Below are 20,060 nucleotides of genomic sequence, written 5' to 3'. Positions count from 1 at the left end.
AGCGGCCCCGCGCGGCCCTGCGGGGCCGCGACCCGGGCCGGCCCGTCACCGGGCGCCCGCGGCGGCCGGCTCCGGGTCGGCGGCCCAGCGGCGCACGCCGCCGGCCAGCAGCAGGCCCAGGCCCACCGCGGGAGCCGCGACGTAGAACAGCACCCCGGCGACCAGCACGGCGCCGGGGCCGACCTCGTCGGTGAAGCCGTCGAGGGTGCCCAGCCGGACCAGCCAGTACAGGGCGAGGGCGAGCTGGACGGCGAGCGCGACGAGCAGCGTCAGCCACGACCCGCGGCTGCGCCGGTTGAGCACCAGCACCCCGCCGACGACCAGCGCGACCGCCGACAGCAGCTGCACGACGGTGACGACGACGGCCTCGGTGACCAGGGAGTCGGCGTCCGCGTCGCCGCCGAACCCCGGGGACACCAGGCCCAGCGTGCTGGCCAGCAGGAGCAGGTAGGCCGACGTCAGGGCCACGAGGGCGGCCTGCACGAACGCGAGGACCGCGGCGGCCACGACCTGCCCGGGGCGCCGCGGGCGCGCCGGCGCGAGCAGGCCGTGGGTCGGCCAGTACGGCACCGACGGGGGCGGCCAGCCGTACCCGGGTGGCAGGGCGCCGGGCACCGGCGGGGTCGCGTACGACGGCGGCCCGGTGTAGACCATCTGCTCGGTCTCGGTCGCGGGATCGGCCCAGGGGCTGCCGGGGGCGGTCACAGCGCCGCCGCCAGCGCCCGGCCGGCCACCCGCCCGGAGAACAGGCAGCCGCCGAGGAAGGTGCCCTCCAGCGACCGGTACCCGTGCACGCCGCCGCCGCCGAAGCCGGCGACCTCGCCGGCGGCGTAGAGGCCGGGGAAGACCTCGCCGCCGGCCCGCAGCACCCGGGCGGACAGGTCGGTCTCGAGCCCGCCGAGGGTCTTGCGGGTCAGCAGGTTGAGCCGGACGGCGATCAGCGGCCCGGCCTGCGGGTCGAGCAGCCGGTGCGGCGGGGCGACCCGGATGAGCTTGTCGCCGAGGTAGTTGCGGGCGCCGCGGATCGCGGTCAGCTGCAGGTCCTTGGTGAAGGCGTTGGCCACCGCGCGGTCGCGGGCGAGGACCTCGCGCTCGACCGTGGCCAGGTCGACCTCGGGGGTGCCGCCGGTGATCCGGTTCATCCCGGCGACCAGGTCGGGCAGGGTGGTCGCGGTGACGAAGTCCTCGCCGCGGTCGAGGAAGGCCTGCACCGGGGCGGAGACGCCGGCCTTCACGCGGTTGACCAGCAGCCGGACGTCCTTGCCGGTCAGGTCGGGGTTCTGCTCGGAGCCGGAGAGGGCGAACTCCTTCTCGACGATCTTCTTGGTGGCGATGAACCAGGTGTGCTCGTGGCCGGTCTGCCCGATGTGCGCGAGGGTGCCCAGGGTGTCGAAGCCGGGGAACAGCGGGACCGGCAGCCGGGTGCCGGTGGCGTCGAGCCACAGCGACGAGGGCCCGGGCAGGATGCGGATGCCGTGCCGGCTCCACACCGGCGAGTGGTTGGCGATCCCCTCGGTGTAGTGCCACATCCGGTCGCGGTTGACCACGTTGCCGCCGGCCGCCTCGGTGGCCTCCAGCATCAGCCCGTCGACGTGTGCGGGCACGCCCGACAGCAGCCGCTGCGGCGCCGGGCCCAGCCGGGCCGGCCAGTTCTTCCGCACGAGGTCGTGGTTGCCGCCGATGCCGCCGGAGGTGACGACGACGGCCTGCGCGGCGATCTCGAAGTCGCCGACGGCGGTGCGGGAGCTGTCCTCGCCGCGGGCGGCGTCGCTGGGCTCGAGGACCTCCCCGCGCACGCCGGTGACCGCGCCGCCGGTGACGACCAGCCCGGTGACCCGGTGGCGGAAGCGCAGGTCGACCAGGCCGCGGTCGGCGGCGGCGCGCACCCGGCGGGCGAAGGGCTCGACGATGCCCGGGCCGGTGCCCCAGACGATGTGGAAGCGCGGCACCGAGTTGCCGTGGCCGGTGGCGGTGTAGCCGCCGCGCTCGGCCCAGCCGACGATCGGGAAGAAGCCGACGCCCTGCTCGCGCAGCCAGGCCCGCTTCTCGCCGGCGGCGAACTGCAGGTAGGCCTCGGCCCACTGGCGCGGCCAGTGGTCCTCCGCGCGGTCGAAGGCGGCGGTGCCGAACCAGTCCTGGCGGGCCAGCTCCAGGGAGTCGCGGACCCGCAGCCGGCGCTGCTCGGGCGAGTCGACGAGGAACAGCCCGCCGAAGGACCACCAGGCCTGCCCGCCGAAGGACGCCTCCGGCTCCTGCTCCAGGAGCACCACCCGCTTGCCGGCGTCGGCGAGCTCGGCGGTCGCCACCAACCCGGCCAGCCCGGACCCCACCACGACGACGTCTGTCTCGACCACGGCGGGCACGCTAGCCGCCGCGGGGCCCGGCGCGGCGCGGACGGGCCGCCGACGGCGGCGGTGTCCCCCGCCGGGGGCGGGTCCAGTCCCGGATCGGGCGGCGCACCGCGAGCACCAGGCAGCCCACCGGGCCGACGAGGAGCAGCAGCGCCCAGCCGACCGACCGGCCGTCCCCGAGGACGCCGAAGAGGAACGCGACGCCGAGCAGCAGCAGGACCGACGGGACGGCGGCGAGGGTCAGCACCAGCCAGCCCCGGCCCCGGCCGAGCAGCACCAGGACCGCGCCCACCACCGCGAGCAGTGCCAGCCCGGCCGGGGTGAGCACGAACCAGTCCCAGCCCGGTTCGGGCGCCCACAGCAGCCAGGCGAGGTAGAGGTCCTCGGCGGCGACCAGCAGTCCGAAGACCGCGGCGAACGGCGCGGTCAGCGGCCGGACGCGCGCCGGCCGGGACGGGGACCGGGCGGGAGCCGACGGCGCGGCCGCGGCCCGGGGAGACCGCCGGGGCGCCGCGCGGCGGGACGGGGACGGCGGCATGCCGCGCGGACCCGGCCGGTCAGGCCGCGGGCCGACGGCGGGCGTCGCGCGCCTCGGCCAGCCAGCGGCCCACGGCCGGGGTCATCGCCAGCCCGGCGGCCAGCACCGGGCAGAGCGCCAGGACGAACGGGCCCGCGCCCACCGACTCGCCGACCGACCGGGCGGTGGCCACGACCAGCCCCGCCACCCCGATCGCGAGCAGCGCCGAGAGCACCAGGGGCACCCGGCCGCGCCGGAGCAGGAACCAGGTGAGGGCGAACAGCTGCAGGAAGGGCGGGACGACGAGCAGGACCAGCGTGAACCACTCGCGTCCGGCGTCGGCCTGCAGCCCGCCCAGCGCGTAGACCAGGAACGCCACGATCGCCAGCGGCAGCACGCCCAGTCCCGCGAGGACGGCGGCGGCGACGGCCGGCACGGGGATCCTCATGCGGCGCAGCCTAGAAGGGAGCGTCGCCCGCCCGGGGGATCAGCCGACGCGCTCGGGCGCCGCGGCGGAGGACCGGCGCCACGAGGCGTGCAGCCGGGCGTAGGGCCCGACGGCGTCGACCAGGTCGGCGTGCGACCCGCGCTGCACCACCCGTCCGGCGTCGACGACGAGCACCTCGTCGGCCCGCTCGGCGGTGGAGAGCCGGTGGGCGATGGTCAGCGTCGTCCGTCCCTCGGTGAGCCGGTCGAGGGCGTGGGTGAGCCGCCGCTCGGTGGCCGGGTCGACGGCGCTGGTGGCCTCGTCGAGGACCAGCAGGTCGGGCGCGGCGACGTGCGCGCGGGCGATGGCGACCAGCTGCCGCTCCCCTGCCGACAGCGAGTCGCCGCGCTGGCCCACCGAGGTCGCGACGCCGTCGGGCAGGCCGGCGAGCCAGTCGCCCAGGCCCAGCTCGTCGAAGGCCGCCGTCACCTCGGCGTCGGTGAGGCCCGGCCGGCCGTAGCGGACGTTGTCGGCGACGGTCGCGTCGAACAGGAAGCCGTCCTGGGGCACCATGCCGACCCGCCGGCGCAGCGAGGCGAAGGCGACGTCGGTCAGCGGCACCCAGCCGGCGGCGTCCGAGCCGAGCAGCACCCGCCCCTCGGTGGGGTCCATGAGCCGGGTGACCAGCTTGGCCAGCGTCGTCTTCCCGGAGCCGGTCTCGCCGACGACGGCGTAGCTGCGGCGCGGCGCCAGGGTCAGGTCGACGTCCTGCAGCGCGGGGCGCGCGCCCTCCGCGTAGCGGAAGGCGACGTGCTCCAGCCGCACGCCCAGCGGCCCGGGCGGCAGGTCGAGGGCGGTGCCGTCGGCGGCGGGGTCGCGGACGTCGGGCTCGGTGTCGAGGACGTCGAGCACGCGGCGGAACCCGGCGAGGGCGTTCTGCGCCTCGTTGAGGACCTCGCTGGCCATCTGCACCGGCGCGACGAACAGCGTGACGAGGAACAGGAAGGCGATCAGCGTGCCGGCGCTGATCTGGCCGGCCAGGCCGAGCAGCACGCCGACGACCACGACCGCGGCGTTGGCGAGCGCGGCGATGAACTCGCCGCTGACGAACACCGCCGCGGTGACCTTCTGGGCGTCGACCTGGGCGCGGTAGTGCCGGCCGATGGACCGGTCGAGCCGGGCGGCGGTGCGCTCGCGGATGCCGTAGGCGCGCACGGTCGGGGCGCCGACGACGGACTCCGAGATGGCGGCCAGCACGTCGCCGACCCGCTCGCGGACCACGCCGTAGGCCACGGCCAGCCGCTTGGCGAACCAGCGGACGGCGAAGCCCAGCGGCACGAAGCAGACCAGCACCAGCAGGGTGAGCTGCCAGGAGTAGACGAACATGACCGCGGTGGCCACGATCAGCTGGCCCAGGCTGACCACGCCGAGGACGCCGCCCCACTGCATGAACGTCGACAGCTGGTCGACGTCGCTGGTGACGCGGGAGACCAGCGAGCCGCGGCGCTGCCCCTGCTGGTGCAGCACCGACAGGTCGTGCACGTGCCGGAAGGCGCGCGAGCGCAGCCCGGCCAGCGCCGTCTCGGTGGTGCGGAACAGCCGCACGTTCATCCGGTAGACGGCCACGCCGGTGAGCAGCACGACGGCGGCGCAGACGAGCACCAGCGTGCGGACCAGGTCGAGGTCGGGCCCGCCGGGAGCGAGCAGGCCGCGGTCGACCACCTGCTGGACGGCGATCGGCACGACCACGCGCCCGGCGGTGGCGACCAGCGCCAGGGCGAAGGTGGCCGGCAGCCCGCGGCGGAACTCCGGCATCGCGCGCAGCCCCCGCCCCAGGGTGGCGAAGGCGCCCTCGCGCTCCGGCCCGCTCACGCCGCCACCTCCGCCTGCGAGTAGGCCCGCACGAGCGCGGCGTAGCCGGGCACGGTGGCCAGCAGCTCCTCGTGGCTGCCGCGCGCGGTGACCCGCCCGCCCTCGAGCCAGACGACCTCGTCGGCCAGCGCGATGGTGGCCTGCCGGTAGGCGACCACGACGACGGTCGAGGGGCGGTCGGCCGAGCGCAGCGCGTCGAGGATGCGGGCCTCGACGGCGGGGTCGACGGCGCTGGTGGCGTCGTCGAGGACGAGCAGCCGGGGCCGGCGGACGACGGCGCGGGCCAGCGCGATCCGCTGCCGCTGGCCGCCCGAGAGGGTGGCACCCCTTTCGCCGACCCGGGTGTCGAGGCCCTCGGGCAGCCGGTCGACGAACTCCTCGGCGGCGGCCACCCGCAGCGCGGCGCGGACCTCCTCGTCGGTCTGGTCGCCGCCCAGGGTGACGTTGCCGCGCACCGTGTCGTCGAAGAGGAAGGTGCCTTGCGGCACGAAGGCGGCCTGGGCGCTGACCTCGCCCTCGCGCAGCCGGCGCAGGTCGACCCCGTCGAGGAGCACCTCGCCGTCGGCGGGGTCGACCAACCGGACGAGCAGCCCGGCCAGCGTGGACTTGCCCGAGCCGGTCGGCCCGACGACGGCGACCGTGCTGCCGGCCGCGACGTCGAAGGTGACGCCGGAGAGCACCGGCCGGGACGCGCCGTCGAAGGCGTGGTCGACCGCCCGCAGTGCCAGGCCCGCGCCGCCGTCGCCGCGGACGGCGGTCTCGGCGCCGTGCGGCGTCTCCCCGGTGGCGTCGAGGACCGGGGTGACGCGGTCGAAGCCGGCCAGGGCGCGCGGCAGGTCGGCGAGCACCCAGCCGATCGCGCGGATGGGCAGGGCGAGGAGGGTGAACAGGTAGGCGATGCTCACCAGGTCGCCGGGGTCGGTGCCGCCGCCGGCGACCCGGCCGGCGCCGACGAGCAGCACGGCGAGGGTGCCGAGGTTGGGCAGCGCCTCCATCAGCGGGTCGAACAACCCGCGCACCCGGCCGACGGCGACCAGCCCGTCGCGCAGCTCGAGGGCGCGCTGGGTGAACCGGGCGCTCTCGACGTCCTCGCGGCCGAGAGTCTTGACCACCAGGCCCGCGTCGAAGCTCTCGTGCGCGATCTCGCTGACCTCGGCGCGCAGCTGCTGGGCCCGGCGCATCCGCGGGCTCATCACCTGCGAGTAGACGACGTTGACGGCGAAGACCAGCGGGAAGACGACCAGGCCGACGAGGGCCAGCAGCGGGTCGGTGACCACGAGCGCGACGACGGTGATGGCGATCATCACCAGCGCGCCGCAGGCGAAGGGCAGCGGCGAGACGAAGAACCAGGCGGCCTCGACGTCGGAGTTCGCGTTGGACAGCAGCTGGCCGGTCGGGTGGCGCTGGTGCCAGGACAGCGGCAGCCGCAGGTACTGGGCGGTGACCCGGCGGCGGTAGTCGGCCTGCAGCCGGTAGGCCATGATCCCGGCGAACAGCCGGCGGCCGAGGATGCCGAGGATCTTGAGCAGCGCGACGGCCAGCACGATCGCGACCGCGAGGGTCAGGGCGCCGGCGGTGGTGTCGCCCTCGTCGAAGGCCGGCAGCACCACCCGGTCGGTGACCTCACCGATCACGTAGGCCGACAGCACGGTCATCGCGCCGTAGAGGCTGCTGGCCAGGACGGCGAGGGTGAACATGCCCGGCTGCTCGGCGATCGCGCGGCCGACGTGGCGCAGTCCCCGCCGGACGACGGCGTCTCGAGCGGGGGGCACGGGTCTCCTCGGGATCGGGCGGCGGCCTGCCGCGTACTTAGTCACGCTAACCGATCGGCGACGGTGGGGCCGCCGGGTTTCCGGGGAGCGCACCGTCGGTAACCCGCCGCGGTGACCGATGCTTCCCGCCCGTTCGCCGCCCGCGAGCGCGCGGCCCTCGCCGACCTGCTCGACGACCTCGGACCCGACGCCCCGACCTGCTGCGAGGGGTGGGCGACGGCGCACCTGGCGGCGCACCTGGTCACCCGCGACCGGCGGCCCGACGCCCTGCCCGGCTACGCGCTGGAGCGCACCCCGGTCGGCGAACGGGCGCACGCGTACTCGGCCCGGCTGGAGGACCGGCTGCGCGCCTCGACCCCCTACCCGGAGCTGGTGACCCGCGTCCGGCAGGGCCCGCCGGCCTGGCTGCCGACGAGCTGGGCGCCGGTGGCGGCGCTCGTGGACAGCGCCGAGTTCGCGATCCACCACGAGGACGTGCGCCGCGCCCAGCCGGGCTGGGAGCCGCGGGCGCTCCCGCTGGCCGACGCCGACCGGCTGTGGACCGCGGCGCAGCTGTTCGCCCGCGCCGTCGCGCCGCGCTACCCCGGCGGGCTGGTGCTGCAGCGCAGCGACGTCCCCGGACCGGGCAAGCGGATCCGCGCCGGCTCGGCGGTCACCACCGTCGAGGGCGAGCCGCTGGAGGTGCTGCTGTGGGCCGCCGGGCGCCGCGGCGTCGCCCGGGTCGCCGTCCGGGACGGGGCGCCGGCTAGCTGAGCGGCGTGTCCGACGCCGTCCGCACCGGGACGCCGGCGCCGGCCAGGGCGGCCTTGACGTCGCCGATGCGCAGGGTGCCGAAGTGGAAGACGCTCGCGGCGAGCACCGCGTCGGCGCCGGCCTCCACGGCGGGCGGGAAGTGCTCGACCGCGCCGGCGCCGCCGCTGGCGATGACCGGCACGGACACCTCGCGGCGCACCGCGCGGATGAGCTCGGTGTCGAAGCCGGCGCGGGTGCCGTCGGCGTCCATGGAGTTGAGCAGCACCTCGCCCACGCCGAGCGCGGCGGCCTGGACCACCCACTCGACGGCGTCCCGGCCGGTGCCGCGGCGGCCGCCGTGCGTGGTGATCTCGAAGCCGGAGTCGGTGACCGCGCCGTCGCGCACCCGGCGGGCGTCGAGGGAGAGCACGAGCACCTGGTTGCCGAAGCGGTCGGCGATCTCGCCGATCAGCTCGGGCCGGGCGACGGCGGCGGTGTTGACCGCGACCTTGTCCGCGCCGGCGCGCAGCAGCCGGTCGACGTCGTCGGGGCTGCGCACGCCCCCGCCGACGGTGAGCGGGATGAAGACGCTCTCCGCGGTGCGCCGGACGACGTCGTAGGTGGTCTCCCGGTCGCCGGAGCTCGCGGTGATGTCGAGGAAGGTCAGCTCGTCGGCGCCCTCGGCGTCGTAGACGCGGGCCATCTCGACCGGGTCGCCGGCGTCGCGCAGGCCGACGAAGTTGACCCCCTTCACCACCCGGCCGGCGTCGACGTCCAGGCACGGGATCACCCGGACCGCGAGGCTCACGGGACCCGCACCGCGTCGGCCTCGACCTCGACGAGCATGTCGGGGTGCAGCAGGGCGGCCACGCCGACCATCGCGCTGGCCGGCCGGACGGCGCCGAAGACCTCGCCGTGCACCCGCGCGACCTCCTCCCAGCGGGAGGTGTCGGTGACGTACATGCGGGTGCGGACGACGTCGGCGGCGGTGAAGCCCGCGCTCTCCAGCGCGTCGACCAGCACGCCGAAGGCGACCCGGGCCTGCGCGGCCACGTCGCCGGGGTGCACGACCGCGCCGTCGACGGTCGCGGTGCAGCCGCTGACCCACGCCTGCTGCCCGGCGACGACGACGCGGCTGTAGCCGACGAGCTCCTCCCAGGGCCCGCCGGAGCCGATGCGCCGCACGGTCACGCCGCGGCCTCCCGGGTGACCGCGAGCGCCTCGGGCAGGGTGAAGGCGCCGGCGTAGAGGGCCTTGCCGACGATGGCGCCCTCGACGCCCACCGCGGTGAGGCCGGCCAGCGCCCGGACGTCGTCGAGCGAGCTGACCCCGCCGGAGGCGACGACCGGCCTCGGCGTGGCGGCGCAGACGTCGCGGAGCAGGTCGAGGTTGGGGCCGCGCAGCGTGCCGTCCTTGGTGATGTCGGTGACCACGTACCGGGCGCAGCCCTCGGCGTCGAGGCGGGCGAGGGTCTCGAAGAGCTCGCCGCCCTCGCGGGTCCAGCCGCGGGCGGCGAGCCGGGTGCCGCGGACGTCGAGGCCGACGGCGATGCGGTCGCCGTGCTCGGCGATGGCGCGGGCGCACCACTCGGGCGACTCCAGCGCGGCGGTGCCGAGGTTGACCCGGCGGCAGCCGGTGGCCAGGGCCGCGGCCAGCGACTCGTCGTCGCGGATGCCGCCGGAGAGCTCGACGTCGACGTCGAGCGCGCCGACGACGCGGGCCAGCAACTCGCGGTTGCTGCCCCGGCCGAAGGCGGCGTCGAGGTCGACCAGGTGCACCCACTTCGCGCCGTCGCGCTGCCACTGCAGGGCGGCGTCGAGCGGGTCGCCGTAGGAGGTCTCGCTGCCGGCCTCCCCCTGGACGAGACGGACGGCCTGGCCGTCGGCGACGTCGACGGCGGGGAGCAACTGGAGGGTCGGCACGCTCCCAGCCTAGGGACCGACGCGCCGTGGCCTGCCCCACCCGGGGCAGGCTGCGGGGGTGGAGTTCGCCGACGTCGTCCGCAGGCGCCGCATGGTGCGCGACTACGACCCCGACCGGCCGGTGCCGCCCGAGGTGCGGGAGCGGCTGCTCGAGCACGCGACCCGGGCGCCGTCGGCCGGGTTCACCCAGGGCTGGGCGTTCCTGGTGCTCGAGTCGGCCGCCGACCGCGAGCTGTTCTGGTCGGTGACCGCGGGTCCCGGCGCTCCGGACGGCTGGCTGACCCGGATGCGGCGGGCGCCGCTGCTGGTGGTACCCCTGTCGTCGAAGGACGCCTACCTCGACCGCTACGCCGAGCCGGACAAGGGCTGGACCGACCGGGACCCTGCCAGTGTCGCTGCCCGCTGGCCGGTGCCGTACTGGGACGTCGACGCCGGGATGGCCGCGCTGCTGATGCTGCTGACCGCCGTCGACGAGGGGCTCGGCGCCTGCCTGTTCGGCGTCCCCGCGGAGCGGGTGGACGCCTTCCGGGCCGCGTTCGGCGTGCCGCCCTCGCACCGCCCGGTCGGGGTGGTGTCGGTCGGGTACCCGGGCACCGAGGACCGGCGCTCGCCGTCGCTGCGGCGCGGCCGGCGCGGGCTCGACGAGGTGGTGCACCGGGGCCGCTGGTTGACTCCCGGCCCGTGACCTCCTCCCGTGCCGTGCTCGTGACCGGTGGCTCCCGCGGCATCGGCCGCGCGATCGCCCGCGCCTTCGCCGAGTGCGGCGACCGGGTGGCCGTCCACTTCGGCGCCTCCCGGGACCGGGCCGAGGCCGTCCTCACCGAGCTGACCGGCTCCGGCCATGCGCTGGTGCAGGCCGACATGGCCGATGCCGCGGCGGTGGGCGCGATGGTCGACGACGCCGCCGGCGCCCTGGGCGGGCTGGACGTGCTGGTGAACAACGCCGGCGTGTTCGTCGCCTCCCCGCCGCTGACCTCCTCCTACGAGGAGTGGCAGCGGGTGTGGGCCGAGACGCTCGCGGTGAACCTGGCCGGGGCGGCCCACGCCACCTTCCGCGCGGTCCCGCACCTGCGCGCGGCCGGCGGGGGTGCCGTGGTGAACGTGTCCAGCCGCGGGGCCTTCCGGGGCGAGCCGGACAACCCGGCCTACGGCGCGTCGAAGGCGGGCCTGAACGCCTTCGCCCAGTCGATGGCGCTGGCGCTCGCGCCCCTGGGCATCTCGGTCACCGCCGTGGCGCCGGGCTTCGTGCAGACCGAGATGGCGCGGGAGGTGCTCGACGGCCCCGGCGGGGACGCCGTGCGCGCGCAGTCGCCGTTCGGCCGGGTCGCCCGCCCGGAGGAGGTGGCCTCGGCGGTGGTGTGGCTGGCCTCGCCGGAGGCGCGGTTCAGCACGGGGACGATCGTCGACGTCAACGGGGCGTCCTACCTGCGCAGCTGACCCGGTCAGCCGCCGTGGGCGGCCGCCCAGTGCGGGCTGGTGATGAGGCCGAGCAGGTTGCCGAACGGGTCGGCGACGACGGCGGTGCTCCAGCCCTCGCCGCGCACGGTCGGCGGCTGCACGACGGTGGCGCCGACGGTCTCCAGCCGGTGCACGACGGCGGGCAGGTCGTCGACGTGCCAGTGGACGACGACGCCGGCCGGCCGGCCCACGGGCCAGGCCGCGTAGCGGGCGTCCATGATGCCGAGCTCGTCCTCGTCGTCGCCGACGCGGAACTCGACGTAGGCCGGCGGCCCCTCGACCGGGCGGACGAAGTAGGGCTCGACGCCGAGCACGTCGGCGTACCAGCGCACCGCGGCGGGCACGTCGTCGGCGGTCAGGGTCACGGTGGCCAGGCCTCGGAGCACGGGAGGGTCCTTCCGTCGGTCGGGGCGCTCGCTGCGTCCCGCTGGATCCCATGCTCCGGGGAGAAGTGCTCACCTCCTGAGCACTTCCCGCGGCATCCTCGGCGGCATGCGCGCCGACCGGCTCGTCGCCGCCCTCCTGCTGCTGCAGGCCCGGGGCCGGGTCACCGCGGCCTCGCTCGCCCGGGAGCTGGAGGTCTCGGTGGCGACCGCGCGGCGGGACCTGGAGGCACTCTCGGCCGCGGGGATCCCGGTCTACCCGCAGGCCGGCCGGGGCGGGGGATGGCGGCTGATCGGTGGCGCCCGCACCGACCTGAGCGGGCTGACCGGCCCGGAGGCCCGGGCGCTGTTCCTGCTGCTCGGCCCGGCCTCCTCGGCCGCGCCCGCCGCCCGTTCCGCGCTCCGCAAGCTGCTGCAGGCCCTGCCCGGCGCGTTCCGCACGGACGCCGCGGCCGCCGCCGAGGCGGTCGTCGTCGACCCCGCCGGCTGGGGCGAGCGGGCACGGGAGCGACCGGAGGTGGCGCTGCTGATGGACGCCGTCGTCGGGCGGCGGGTGGTCGAGTTCGACTACACCGGCCGCGGAGCCGCCCCGACCCGGCGGCGGGCCGAGCCGTGGGGGCTCGTGGACAAGGACGGCACCTGGTACCTCGTGGCGGGGACCCCCGCCGGTCGGCGCACCTTCCGGGTGGACCGGATCGGCGCGCCGGTCGTGACCGGCGCGGCGTTCGAGCGGCCGGCGGACCTCGACCTGCCCCGTGCCTGGGACGAGGTCGCCGGTGAGGTCGAGCGGCGCCGGTCGTTGGTGACGGCGACCGTGCGGGCGCCCGCCCACCTGGCGGCGGTGCTCGGCGACCGGTTCGGCCGGCACTGCGCCGTCGTGGGCGGACCGGACGGCGACGGGTGCGTGCAGCTGCGGGTCGCCGCCCACACCGTCCGCTCGGTCGCCGAGCAGCTCGCCGGCTTCGGCGCGGCCGTCGAGGTGGTGGAACCGACCGCGGTGCGCGCCGAGCTGGCCGCCATCGGAGGGGAGCTGGTCCGGCGCCACGGGCCCGGGCCGGAGGACTGAGGTGCCCTCCCGCCCGGCGGTGACCGTGGTCTCAGAACAGCCAGGCGGTGTCGGGCGGCGGATCGGCCCCCGCGGTCGCGCCGGGAGGTGCGCCGGCCCGGACCGGCGGGACGTCGACGACCCGCGGCGGATCGGTGACCCGGGTGACGCCCGAGGGCGTGGTCACCTCGAGCCGGCCGCCGGGCAGCAGCCGGAAGCACCAGCCGGGGGCGTGGGTCTTGAGCCGGTGGGGCCGGCGGCACAGGCAGCAGAGGTTGTCGCAGCCCGTGGCGCCGGCCGGGCCAGGGGGTGCAGTGGTCGAGGTCGGTGCGGCCCACCCGCCGGTTGCAGTGCGGATGGCGGCACCGACGGTCGCGGACCGCCACGAACCGGCGGTGGCCGGCGCGGGGACGGTAGTGCGGGGTGTCCGGCGGCCGGCGCAACCCCTCACCGCGGGCGCCCCGCTCCACCGCCCGCCGGGTGCCCACGGCGACCAGGTCACCGGCCCGGTCGTGGACGGCGAACTCCAGCGTGCCGCCGTCCGGGCGGTCCAGGCCGAGCGCGCCGACCCCGGCGAGCAGCGCCCGGCACCGCGCGGCGCTGACCGGGTGCCCGTCGACCTCGGCCGGCTCGTCCCCGCCGCCCAGCGTGGACAGGGTCGCGTGCACGACGAGCGCGACGCTGATCGCCGGACGCCGGGCCCAGGGCCGCAGGACGAGGTCGCGGAACACCTCGGTGCGCAACTGCCCGACCGGCCGGTCGTCGCCGCCGTCGCGGAGCTGGCGCGCCCAGGCGTCGATCGCCGTCCCGCACGCCGCGGCCTCGGCCAGCGGCAGGTCGGCCACCAGCCGGGCCATGCCGTCCTCGGTCGGCCACCAGCGGACGTCGGCGGCGGCGCGGGCCCGGCGGTGGCGCCGCTCGCGGGCGTCGGCGTCCAGCCGGTCGATCCGGCGGCGGAGGGCGGCGCGGAGCCGGGCCGGCGTCTGGCCAGCCGCACCCGGCAGCACGTCGGACTCCACCCGCGCGGCCAACGCCCGGTCCAGCGGCTCGAGCAGGTCGACGACCGCCTCGGCGCGCTCCTCGTCGATCTCGCCGCGGCGCAGCGCCTCCGGAGTGGCCGGGAAGCGGCGGGTGAGCGCCAGCGACGTCCGGACCAGCCGGCCGACCCGGCGCTCGCCGTAGGGGTGCACCAGGCCGAGCTCGCAGGGGAGCCACTCGCTGACGTCCATGACCTCGGGCACGGCACCCTCGGCCGGTCGCTGCGCGGCCAGGAGGCCGACCAGCTCGGCCCGCTCCGCGGCCAGCGCGGCCGCGCGGCGCTCGGCGAGCTGGATCAGCCGGACGACCCACCGGTCGGGCAGCGCCGCCCGCTCGGGACTGCCCGGCGGGCACGCGGCGGCCATGAACTCGTCGGTGGAGGGCAGCGGGCCGATCGCGGCGAACAGCTCGACGCGGGACACCGGTGTGCCGTCGTCGGCGAAGCAGCGGAGGGACCGGAACGTCCCGTCGGTCGCCTGCTCCACCACTTCGTACACGTGTTCGATCATAGCCGACCCGCGACCACTCGGCGAGGCGTATCCCCAGGTGAGGAGGCCGTCCACAGATCCCGCGGACGCCTAGCCGAGGTCGGTCGTCGCTCCCACGACCACCAGGTCCGAGCCCGGCGCGCCGGCCGCGTCCACCCCCGGCGGGCGCGGCTCGAGACCCGGCAGCCCGGTCAGCCCGTCGCTGCCGTCGACCACCCGCAGCCGCAGCGGCCCGGCGTCCTCCACCGTGACCGTCAGCTCCACCCCGCCGGGCGGCGGCGCGTGGAAGGTCAGCCGCAGCCGGTCCTCCCCCAGCGCCCCGGCCGGGACGTCACGCGCCCCGGCACGGGCCGACACCACCCGCCCGCCGCCGCTGTCCAGGTCAAGGGCGACCAGCCGGACGGCGCGCTGCGGGCGTACCCGCACGGTCACGGTCCGGGCGCCGTCGGCCACCCGGTCGTCGAGCACCTCCACGGCCGCCGCCGGCAGGTCGGCGACCTCCGCGGGCGCGGCCGCCACCGGGCCGCCCAGGTACGGGTAGTGGTGCGGCAGCGTCCGCGGCGTGCCGACGTGGCGCGCGGTGTACTCCCCCGGCCGCTCCTCGGTGCTCACCCACCACGCCTCGTCGGTGTCGGCCTCGAGCACGTACGCCAGCCGGCTGGGCACGGGGTGCTGCTGGTCGAACCGGTCCACGGCCAGCCCGACGGCGGCCAGCAGCACGGCGAGCCCCGCCGCCGCCCCGGGCACGGCGACCGACCGCAGGGCGCCCCCGCCGGGCGGGAACAGCTCCTCCCACACCGGCAGGAGCACCAGCGCGAGGACGGCGGCGACCGCGGCCGGCACGGCACCGGCCGCGAGCCCCGACGCCGGGAACACCAGCAGCAGCACCGGGGCGAGCACCCCGACCGCGACGGCGCCGGCCAGGGCGGCGCCTCCGAGCCGCGCGCGGTCGGGCAGCAGCCCGGCGAGCACCGCCGCGAGCGCCGGCAGCGCCGCCGCGTACGACGCCCCCGGCGCCCGAGCGGCCAGCCCGACCGCGAGCACGGCGAGCACCACCAGCGCCCCGGTCCGCAGCGCGGCCGCGCCCAGGCGCCGGCGCAGCAGCCCGTACCAGCCGAGGACCACCACTGCGACGACGGCGACCGCCGCCAGCCGGAACCAGCCCGGACGCCACGGGTCGGCCATGGCGGCGTACCCCGGCCGCAGCACCACCAGCAGCTGCCAGAGCCCGGCCACCGCGAGCGGGGCGAGCACCACCGGCACGAGCGACGCCGCGGCGCCGAGCAGCGTCCGGGACGGCGGCGACCCCCGCCGCCGGTCCAGCGCCGCGAGCAGCGCCACCCCCAGCACCGCGGCGCCCGCCAACGGCCACACCGGCGTCCCGGGGTAGCCCGCCGATCCCCACGGCACCGGGAACCACGTGGCGCCGGCGTCCCCGGGCGGGGTCCCGCCGGACAGGTCGGCGTCGCCGAGCTCCCGGGCCAGCGTCAGTGTGGCGTCGCCGAGCGCCTGCAGGGTGCCCCGGTCCAGCCGCGACGGCGTGTCCTGCGGGGTGCCGGAACCCGCGGCGCCGTCGACGGCGGCGAGGGTCAGCCCAGGCGCGGCGGGCAGGACGCCGCGCCCGGTGCCGCCCGGCAGCTCGCGGTACAGCTCGAGGACGGCGCTGCTGCCGACCGCCGAGCGCGCGGCCGGACCCGGCGACGTCGCCACCACCACCGCCGGGCCGCCGGCGCCGCGGACGTCGAGGTCGAGCACCACCCCGTCCCCGGTCGCCAGCGGGTGGCTGGCCGCGAACGCCTCGGCACCGCACCCGCAGGCCTGCCCGCCGTCGGTGACCACGACGACGACGTCGTTGCGCAGCGGCTCCCCCGCGCGCAGCGCCCGAACGGTCTCGACCACCACGGCCACGCCGGCGGCGGAGCCGGCGCCGGGACCGGTGGGCGCGGAGTCCGACGAGGCCGTGAGCACCAGCCGGCCGGTGGGGTCGGTGCCCGGCAGGACCGCGACGACGTTGCGCACCCGTGCCAGGTCGGCGGCGCCCGGTCCGGTCACCCGCGTCCCGACGGCGTTCTGCACGCGGGTGTCGAGCCCGAGACCGCCGAGGGTCGCGACCAGCCCGTCGACCACGCGGTCCTGGGCGGGGCTCCCGGTCACGTGCACCTCGCCGGCCACCGCCTCCACGTGCGCGGCCGCGCGGGCGGCGCTGAACGACGTCGGCGGCGCGTCGGCCGGCGCCGGGTCCGGCGGCTGCAGCGCCAGCACGCTCCAGGCGGCCAGCGCGGCCAGGAGGACCAGGACGACGAGCGCGCCGCGGCGCCGCCCGCGGACCTCGGGCGCCGGCGCGGACGGGCGCGACGCGGGCAACGGGCCTCCTCGACCGGGTGCGGGACCGGGTCACCGTAGGGGCGCGGGGAGGACACTCCGGGGATGCCGGCCGGTGCGTTCCCCCGTCGCGCCGGGCGCCGCACGAACCTCGGCCTGCTGGCGCTGCTCGTGGTCGCGGGCACCGCCGGCGTGCTGGCCTTCGGCGTCGGCACGCCGCTGCCGTCCCGCGTCGTTGCCGCCGCGCACGGGGCCGCGGGCCTGGGCCTGCTGCTCCTGGTGCCGTGGAAGACCGTCGTCGTGCAGCGCGCGAGGCGCCGGACCCAGGGGCGGCGCGACCCCGCCGTCGCCTGGGCGCTGGCCGTGCTCCTGGCGCTCACCGTGGGCACCGGCGTCCTGCACAGCGCGGCGGGCACCACGGTGGCCGGGGTGGGCGTGCTGCAGGTGCACGTGGCCGCGGGGGTCGGCACCGGCCTGCTGGTGGTCCTGCACGCCGTCGGCAGCCGGCAGCGGCCGCGGCGTGCCGACGTCTCCCGGCGGGCGCTGCTGCAGGCCGGCGGCCTGGCGGCCGGCGCCATTGCGCTGTGGGCCGCGGTCGAGGGCGGCCTGCGGCTCACCGGGGCGCCCGGCGCGCGGCGGCGGGCCACCGGCTCGCACGAGCGCGGCAGCGGCGACCCGTCGGCGATGCCGGTCACCCAGTGGTTCACCGACACCGTGCCGGCCGACGCCGGGGACGCGCTCGAGCTGGTGGCCGGTGGCCGCACCACCCGGCTGCGCGCGGACGACCTGGACCGCGGCGACACCCTCACCGCCGTCCTCGACTGCACCGGCGGCTGGTACGCCGAGCAGGAGTGGCGCGGGGTGCGGCTGGACCGGCTGCTCGCCGGCCGGGACCTGCCCGAGGGCGGCAGCGTGGACGTCGTGTCGGTGACCGGCTACCGGCGGCGGCTGCCGCTGGCCGACGCGGCGTTCCTGCTGCTGGCCACCCACTGCGCGGGCCGGCGCCTGTCGGCCGGGCATGGCGCACCGGTGCGGCTGGTCGCGCCGGGCCGGCGCGGCTACTGGTGGGTCAAGTGGGTGCGGCGGGTGGAGGTGGTCGACGCGCCGTGGTGGACGCAGCCGCCGGTCCCGCTGCAGTGAGCAGGGACTCCGCCGCTCCGGGCGTGTATCAGACGCCCCTCCCCCGCCGTCCTCAGCACCGAGGACCCCGCTGCGGCGCCGGAGGAGGGTGGGCCATGGGCAGGTTGCTCCTGTGGACCGGGTTGGCGGTGCTCGTGGTCGGGCTGGGGGTGCTCGTCCTGCTCCCCGCCGGTCCCGACTGCCCGTACGCGGTCGGCGCCGACCTCCTGGCCGGCGCCTGCGAGCAGGCGCGACAGACCCGGGAGACGAAGGCCACCGCGCAGTGGGTGGCCGCGGGCGGCGGCTGGGTGTCGGGGGTCGGTGCGCTCATCCAGGCGGTCAGGGAGCACTGACCGACGGGGCGCGCCTCAGAGCGTGGCGAGCCAGTTGGTGAGCAGCTGGGCGCCGGCGTCACCGCTCTTCTCCGGGTGGAACTGGGTGGCCGACAGGGCGCCGTTCTCCACCCCGGCGACGAAGCGATCGCCGTGCTCGGCCCAGGTCACCTTCGGCGGCGCCAGCGGACCCGGGCGGCCGTCCTGGCCGAGGGTGAACTCGCGGACGCCGTAGGAGTGCACGAAGTAGAAGCGCTCGCCGGCCAGCCCGCTGAAGAGCACGGTGTCGCGGGGCGTCTCCACGGTGTTCCAGCCCATGTGCGGGAGCACCGGCGCCTTCAGCTGCTCCACCGTGCCCGGCCACTCCCCGCAGCCCTCGGCGTCGTGGCCGTGCTCGACACCGTGCTCGAAGAGGACCTGCATGCCCACGCAGATGCCCAGCACCGGCCGCCCGCCGGCCAGTCGGCGGCCGATGGTGCGCGGCCCGTCGACGGCGCGCAGCTCGCGCATGCAGTGCGCGAACGCGCCGACGCCGGGGACGACGAGGCCGTCGGCGTCGAGCGCGGCCTGCCGGTCGGCGGTCACGGTGACGTCGGCGCCGACGCGGGTCAGCGCCCGCTCGGCCGACCGCAGGTTGCCCGAGCCGTAGTCGAGGACGACCACCTTCTTCACGTCTGCCACGGTACCGAGCAGCACGCCCGGGACCGGCCGTGTTCCCCGGCACCCCCGCCCGGGCCCGGACGTTGCCCGGGCGTGGACAGCGACGACCTGCGCCGGGCCGCCGTGGTCGCCGGGGTCCTGGGCGGTCTGGTGAGCGGGGCGACCGGGGACTACGGCGACGCCGAGGCGAGCGACAGCCGGGTGCTGCCGGCGGACTGGGCCTTCGGGATCTGGTTCCCCGTCTACGCCGGCTCGCTGGCCTACGCCGCCGAGACCGCCCGCCCCTCCCGCCGCCGGGACCCGCTGCTGCGCCGGACCGGCTGGCCCGCCGCGGCGGCCTACGCGCTGGCGGGCACCTGGGTGCGGCTGCGGCCGCGGCAGCAGGTCCCCGTGTTGGCCGCCACGATGGCCGCGGCGGCGCTCGCCCACGCCCGGGCCGGCGGCGGGCCCGCGCGCCCCACCGACCGCTGGACGGTGCGCGTGCCGCTGGGCCTGTTCGCCGGCTGGCTGACGCTGGCCTCCGTGGCCGCGCCCACCGAGGTGCTGCTCGCCGAGGGGGTCCGGCCCGGCCCGCGCGCCGCCGACGCCTGGGGGCGTGGCGATGACCGGCGCCGCCGCCGCGATCGCCTCGGCGGTCACCCGCGGCATCCCGTCGTCGCGGGGCTATCCGGCCGCCGTCGTGTGGGGGCTGGTGGCGGCTGCGGTGCGCAACGCCACGCGGGGCCGTCGGGTGCCGGCCGCGATCGCGGCCGGTGCGGTCACCGCGGCGGGCTCGCGTCCCACGGCAGCACGGTGAGCTCGGGCCACACCGCCTGCCTGCGGGCGGCCTCGATCTCGCCCGAGGAGCCTCAGATCAACCGCAGGATCCCCGAGACGGTCGCCAGGAGCGCCGCCACCAGCAGCACGACGGCGAAGAAGACCTGCGGACCGGTGCGTCCCTTGGTGTCGTGGTCGGCCCGCCAGATGCTCCACGCCCCGCCGAGCAGGAAGCCGCCGAAGACGACGAGGACGACGCCGGAGGTCACCTAGAGCGCGCCCTTGGTGGAGGGGACGTCGGCGACCCGCGGGTCGAGGGCGACGGCGGTGCGCAGCGCCCGGGCCAGCGCCTTGAACTGGCCCTCGACGATGTGGTGGGCGTCGCGGCCGGCGTAGAGCACCCGCACGTGCAGGGTGATCCGCGCGTTGAAGGCGAACGACTCGAGCACGTGCTTGGTCAGCGACGTCGGGTAGTCCGGCCCGATCATCGGCGTCATGGTCTCGGGCTCGGCGTGCACGAAGTACGGCCGGCCGGACAGGTCGACGGCGGCCTGCACGAGCACCTCGTCCATCGGCACCGTGGCGTCGCCGTAGCGGGTGATGCCCTTCTTGTCCCCCAGCGCCTCGCCGAAGGCCTGGCCGAGCGCGATGGCGACGTCCTCGACGGTGTGGTGGGCGTCGATGTGCAGGTCGCCGTCGGCCTGGACGGTCAGGTCGATGCCGCTGTGCTTGGACAGCGCGGTGAGCATGTGGTCGTAGAAGCCGACGCCGGTGCTGATCGAGCTCTTCCCGGTGCCGTCGAGGTCGAGCTCGACGACCAGCTTGGTCTCGCTGGTTGTGCGCTCCACGCGGGCGGTACGGCTCAT

The 20,060-nt window shown here is 77.4% G+C and carries 21 protein-coding genes and 1 pseudogene; 7 read left to right on the top strand and 15 right to left on the bottom strand.

Annotated elements, in window-relative coordinates; all coding sequences use genetic code 11:
* Positions 1-45 precede the first annotated feature (45 nt).
* From ACI79O_RS10635 to ACI79O_RS10610, 6 genes are read right to left on the bottom strand one after another with little or no spacing between them, the layout of a single operon-like run.
* Positions 46-705 carry a hypothetical protein gene (locus tag ACI79O_RS10635; protein ID WP_456914093.1) on the bottom strand — a complete coding sequence of 220 codons (660 nt, stop codon included), beginning with the start codon at positions 703-705 and terminating at the stop codon, positions 46-48.
* Positions 702-2,354 carry an FAD-binding dehydrogenase gene (locus ACI79O_RS10630; RefSeq protein ID WP_456888040.1) on the bottom strand — a complete coding sequence of 551 codons (1,653 nt, stop codon included), beginning with the start codon at positions 2,352-2,354 and terminating at the stop codon, positions 702-704. The genes ACI79O_RS10635 and ACI79O_RS10630 overlap by 4 nt, the downstream gene beginning before the upstream one ends.
* Positions 2,355-2,364: 10 nt before the next feature.
* Positions 2,365-2,889, bottom strand: coding sequence for a hypothetical protein (locus tag ACI79O_RS10625; RefSeq protein ID WP_456888038.1), 525 nt, complete (start codon positions 2,887-2,889; stop codon positions 2,365-2,367).
* Between the two features lie 19 nt (positions 2,890-2,908).
* Complete coding sequence (locus ACI79O_RS10620) at positions 2,909-3,316, bottom strand: hypothetical protein (RefSeq protein WP_456888036.1); 408 nt, start codon at positions 3,314-3,316, stop codon at positions 2,909-2,911.
* A 39-nt stretch (positions 3,317-3,355) separates the two neighbouring features.
* Positions 3,356-5,167, bottom strand: a complete 1,812-nt coding sequence (locus tag ACI79O_RS10615; RefSeq protein ID WP_456914092.1) for an ABC transporter ATP-binding protein — start codon at positions 5,165-5,167, stop codon at positions 3,356-3,358.
* Positions 5,164-6,939: an ABC transporter ATP-binding protein gene (locus ACI79O_RS10610; protein WP_456888031.1), complete on the bottom strand. Its 1,776-nt coding sequence runs from the start codon at positions 6,937-6,939 to the stop codon at positions 5,164-5,166. The genes ACI79O_RS10615 and ACI79O_RS10610 overlap by 4 nt, the downstream gene beginning before the upstream one ends.
* 111 nt (positions 6,940-7,050) lie before the next feature.
* Between ACI79O_RS10610 and ACI79O_RS10605 the strand changes: the two genes are divergently transcribed.
* Positions 7,051-7,692 carry a TIGR03085 family metal-binding protein gene (locus tag ACI79O_RS10605; protein WP_456888029.1) on the top strand — a complete coding sequence of 214 codons (642 nt, stop codon included), beginning with the start codon at positions 7,051-7,053 and terminating at the stop codon, positions 7,690-7,692.
* Here the strand turns inward: ACI79O_RS10605 and hisF are convergent.
* Genes hisF through priA form a run of 3 tightly spaced genes read right to left on the bottom strand, consistent with a single transcriptional unit; the run spans position 7,685 to position 9,593 of the window.
* Positions 7,685-8,479 (bottom strand): imidazole glycerol phosphate synthase subunit HisF, encoded by a 795-nt coding sequence (gene hisF / locus ACI79O_RS10600; protein WP_456888028.1) that lies wholly within the window; start codon positions 8,477-8,479, stop codon positions 7,685-7,687. The genes ACI79O_RS10605 and hisF overlap by 8 nt on opposite strands.
* The gene (locus ACI79O_RS10595) at positions 8,476-8,862 is read right to left on the bottom strand and encodes a RidA family protein (RefSeq protein WP_456914091.1); all 387 of its coding nucleotides are present in this window, start codon (positions 8,860-8,862) and stop codon (positions 8,476-8,478) included. The genes hisF and ACI79O_RS10595 overlap by 4 nt, the downstream gene beginning before the upstream one ends.
* Positions 8,859-9,593 carry a bifunctional 1-(5-phosphoribosyl)-5-((5-phosphoribosylamino)methylideneamino)imidazole-4-carboxamide isomerase/phosphoribosylanthranilate isomerase PriA gene (priA, locus tag ACI79O_RS10590; protein WP_456914090.1) on the bottom strand — a complete coding sequence of 245 codons (735 nt, stop codon included), beginning with the start codon at positions 9,591-9,593 and terminating at the stop codon, positions 8,859-8,861. Before priA ends, ACI79O_RS10595 begins: the two co-directional genes overlap by 4 nt.
* A 58-nt stretch (positions 9,594-9,651) precedes the next feature.
* On the opposite strand from priA, the gene ACI79O_RS10585 reads away from it, so the two are divergent.
* Together ACI79O_RS10585 and ACI79O_RS10580 are read left to right on the top strand one after the other, a co-directional pair.
* Entirely contained in the window at positions 9,652-10,278 is a 627-nt protein-coding gene (locus ACI79O_RS10585) for a nitroreductase family protein (protein ID WP_456914089.1), read from the top strand.
* Positions 10,275-11,030, top strand: coding sequence for an SDR family NAD(P)-dependent oxidoreductase (locus ACI79O_RS10580; RefSeq protein WP_456914088.1), 756 nt, complete (start codon positions 10,275-10,277; stop codon positions 11,028-11,030). Before ACI79O_RS10585 ends, ACI79O_RS10580 begins: the two co-directional genes overlap by 4 nt.
* A gap of 5 nt (positions 11,031-11,035) precedes the next feature.
* Here the strand turns inward: ACI79O_RS10580 and ACI79O_RS10575 are convergent, their stop codons facing one another.
* Positions 11,036-11,437: a VOC family protein gene (locus tag ACI79O_RS10575; RefSeq protein WP_456888019.1), complete on the bottom strand. Its 402-nt coding sequence runs from the start codon at positions 11,435-11,437 to the stop codon at positions 11,036-11,038.
* Between the two features lie 106 nt (positions 11,438-11,543).
* On the opposite strand from ACI79O_RS10575, the gene ACI79O_RS10570 reads away from it, so the two are divergent.
* Complete coding sequence (locus tag ACI79O_RS10570) at positions 11,544-12,500, top strand: helix-turn-helix transcriptional regulator (protein ID WP_456914087.1); 957 nt, start codon at positions 11,544-11,546, stop codon at positions 12,498-12,500.
* Between the two features lie 31 nt (positions 12,501-12,531).
* Here the strand turns inward: ACI79O_RS10570 and ACI79O_RS10565 are convergent, their stop codons facing one another.
* The 3 genes and pseudogenes from ACI79O_RS10565 to ACI79O_RS10555 form a co-directional block, all read right to left on the bottom strand.
* A complete protein-coding gene (locus tag ACI79O_RS10565; RefSeq protein WP_456914101.1) occupies positions 12,532-12,666 on the bottom strand; it encodes a hypothetical protein in 135 nt (44 codons plus the stop codon).
* A 523-nt stretch (positions 12,667-13,189) separates the two neighbouring features.
* Positions 13,190-13,708, bottom strand: a pseudogene (locus ACI79O_RS10560) (DUF222 domain-containing protein); the annotation flags it as partial.
* Positions 13,709-14,095: 387 nt separating this feature from the next.
* Positions 14,096-16,369 (bottom strand): M28 family peptidase, encoded by a 2,274-nt coding sequence (locus tag ACI79O_RS10555; RefSeq protein WP_456888016.1) that lies wholly within the window; start codon positions 16,367-16,369, stop codon positions 14,096-14,098.
* 63 nt (positions 16,370-16,432) lie between these two features.
* Between ACI79O_RS10555 and ACI79O_RS10550 the strand changes: the two genes are divergently transcribed.
* Together ACI79O_RS10550 and ACI79O_RS10545 are read left to right on the top strand one after the other, a co-directional pair.
* Entirely contained in the window at positions 16,433-17,467 is a 1,035-nt protein-coding gene (locus ACI79O_RS10550) for a molybdopterin-dependent oxidoreductase (RefSeq protein WP_456888015.1), read from the top strand.
* Between the two features lie 95 nt (positions 17,468-17,562).
* Entirely contained in the window at positions 17,563-17,799 is a 237-nt protein-coding gene (locus tag ACI79O_RS10545; RefSeq protein WP_456888013.1) for a hypothetical protein, read from the top strand.
* A 15-nt stretch (positions 17,800-17,814) separates the two neighbouring features.
* Here ACI79O_RS10545 and hisH read toward each other — a convergent pair whose 3' ends face one another.
* Complete coding sequence (gene hisH, locus ACI79O_RS10540; protein ID WP_456888011.1) at positions 17,815-18,450, bottom strand: imidazole glycerol phosphate synthase subunit HisH; 636 nt, start codon at positions 18,448-18,450, stop codon at positions 17,815-17,817.
* Positions 18,451-18,531: 81 nt separating this feature from the next.
* On the opposite strand from hisH, the gene ACI79O_RS10535 reads away from it, so the two are divergent.
* Positions 18,532-19,467: a hypothetical protein gene (locus ACI79O_RS10535; RefSeq protein ID WP_456914086.1), complete on the top strand. Its 936-nt coding sequence runs from the start codon at positions 18,532-18,534 to the stop codon at positions 19,465-19,467.
* On the opposite strand, the gene hisB is transcribed toward ACI79O_RS10535, so the two are convergent.
* Positions 19,464-20,060: an imidazoleglycerol-phosphate dehydratase HisB gene (gene hisB / locus ACI79O_RS10530; RefSeq protein ID WP_456888008.1), complete on the bottom strand. Its 597-nt coding sequence runs from the start codon at positions 20,058-20,060 to the stop codon at positions 19,464-19,466. The two genes, ACI79O_RS10535 and hisB, sit on opposite strands and share 4 nt — an antisense overlap.

The organism is Geodermatophilus sp. SYSU D00696, assembly GCF_054050235.1.
Note: the sequence above shows the minus strand (reverse complement) of the source record. Positions and strands in the feature narration are given on the sequence as shown.

Excerpts from the sequence above, each read along its gene's own strand:
- ACI79O_RS10545 (WP_456888013.1), top strand. The coding sequence starts at position 17,563 with ATGGGCAGGTTGCTCCTGTGGACCGGGTTGGCGGTGCTCGTGGTCGGG.
- ACI79O_RS10570 (WP_456914087.1), top strand. The coding sequence starts at position 11,544 with ATGCGCGCCGACCGGCTCGTCGCCGCCCTCCTGCTGCTGCAGGCCCGG.
- ACI79O_RS10550 (WP_456888015.1), top strand. The coding sequence starts at position 16,433 with ATGCCGGCCGGTGCGTTCCCCCGTCGCGCCGGGCGCCGCACGAACCTC.
- hisB (WP_456888008.1), bottom strand. The coding sequence starts at position 20,060 with ATGAGCCGTACCGCCCGCGTGGAGCGCACAACCAGCGAGACCAAGCTG.
- ACI79O_RS10625 (WP_456888038.1), bottom strand. The coding sequence starts at position 2,889 with ATGCCGCCGTCCCCGTCCCGCCGCGCGGCGCCCCGGCGGTCTCCCCGG.
- ACI79O_RS10620 (WP_456888036.1), bottom strand. The coding sequence starts at position 3,316 with ATGAGGATCCCCGTGCCGGCCGTCGCCGCCGCCGTCCTCGCGGGACTG.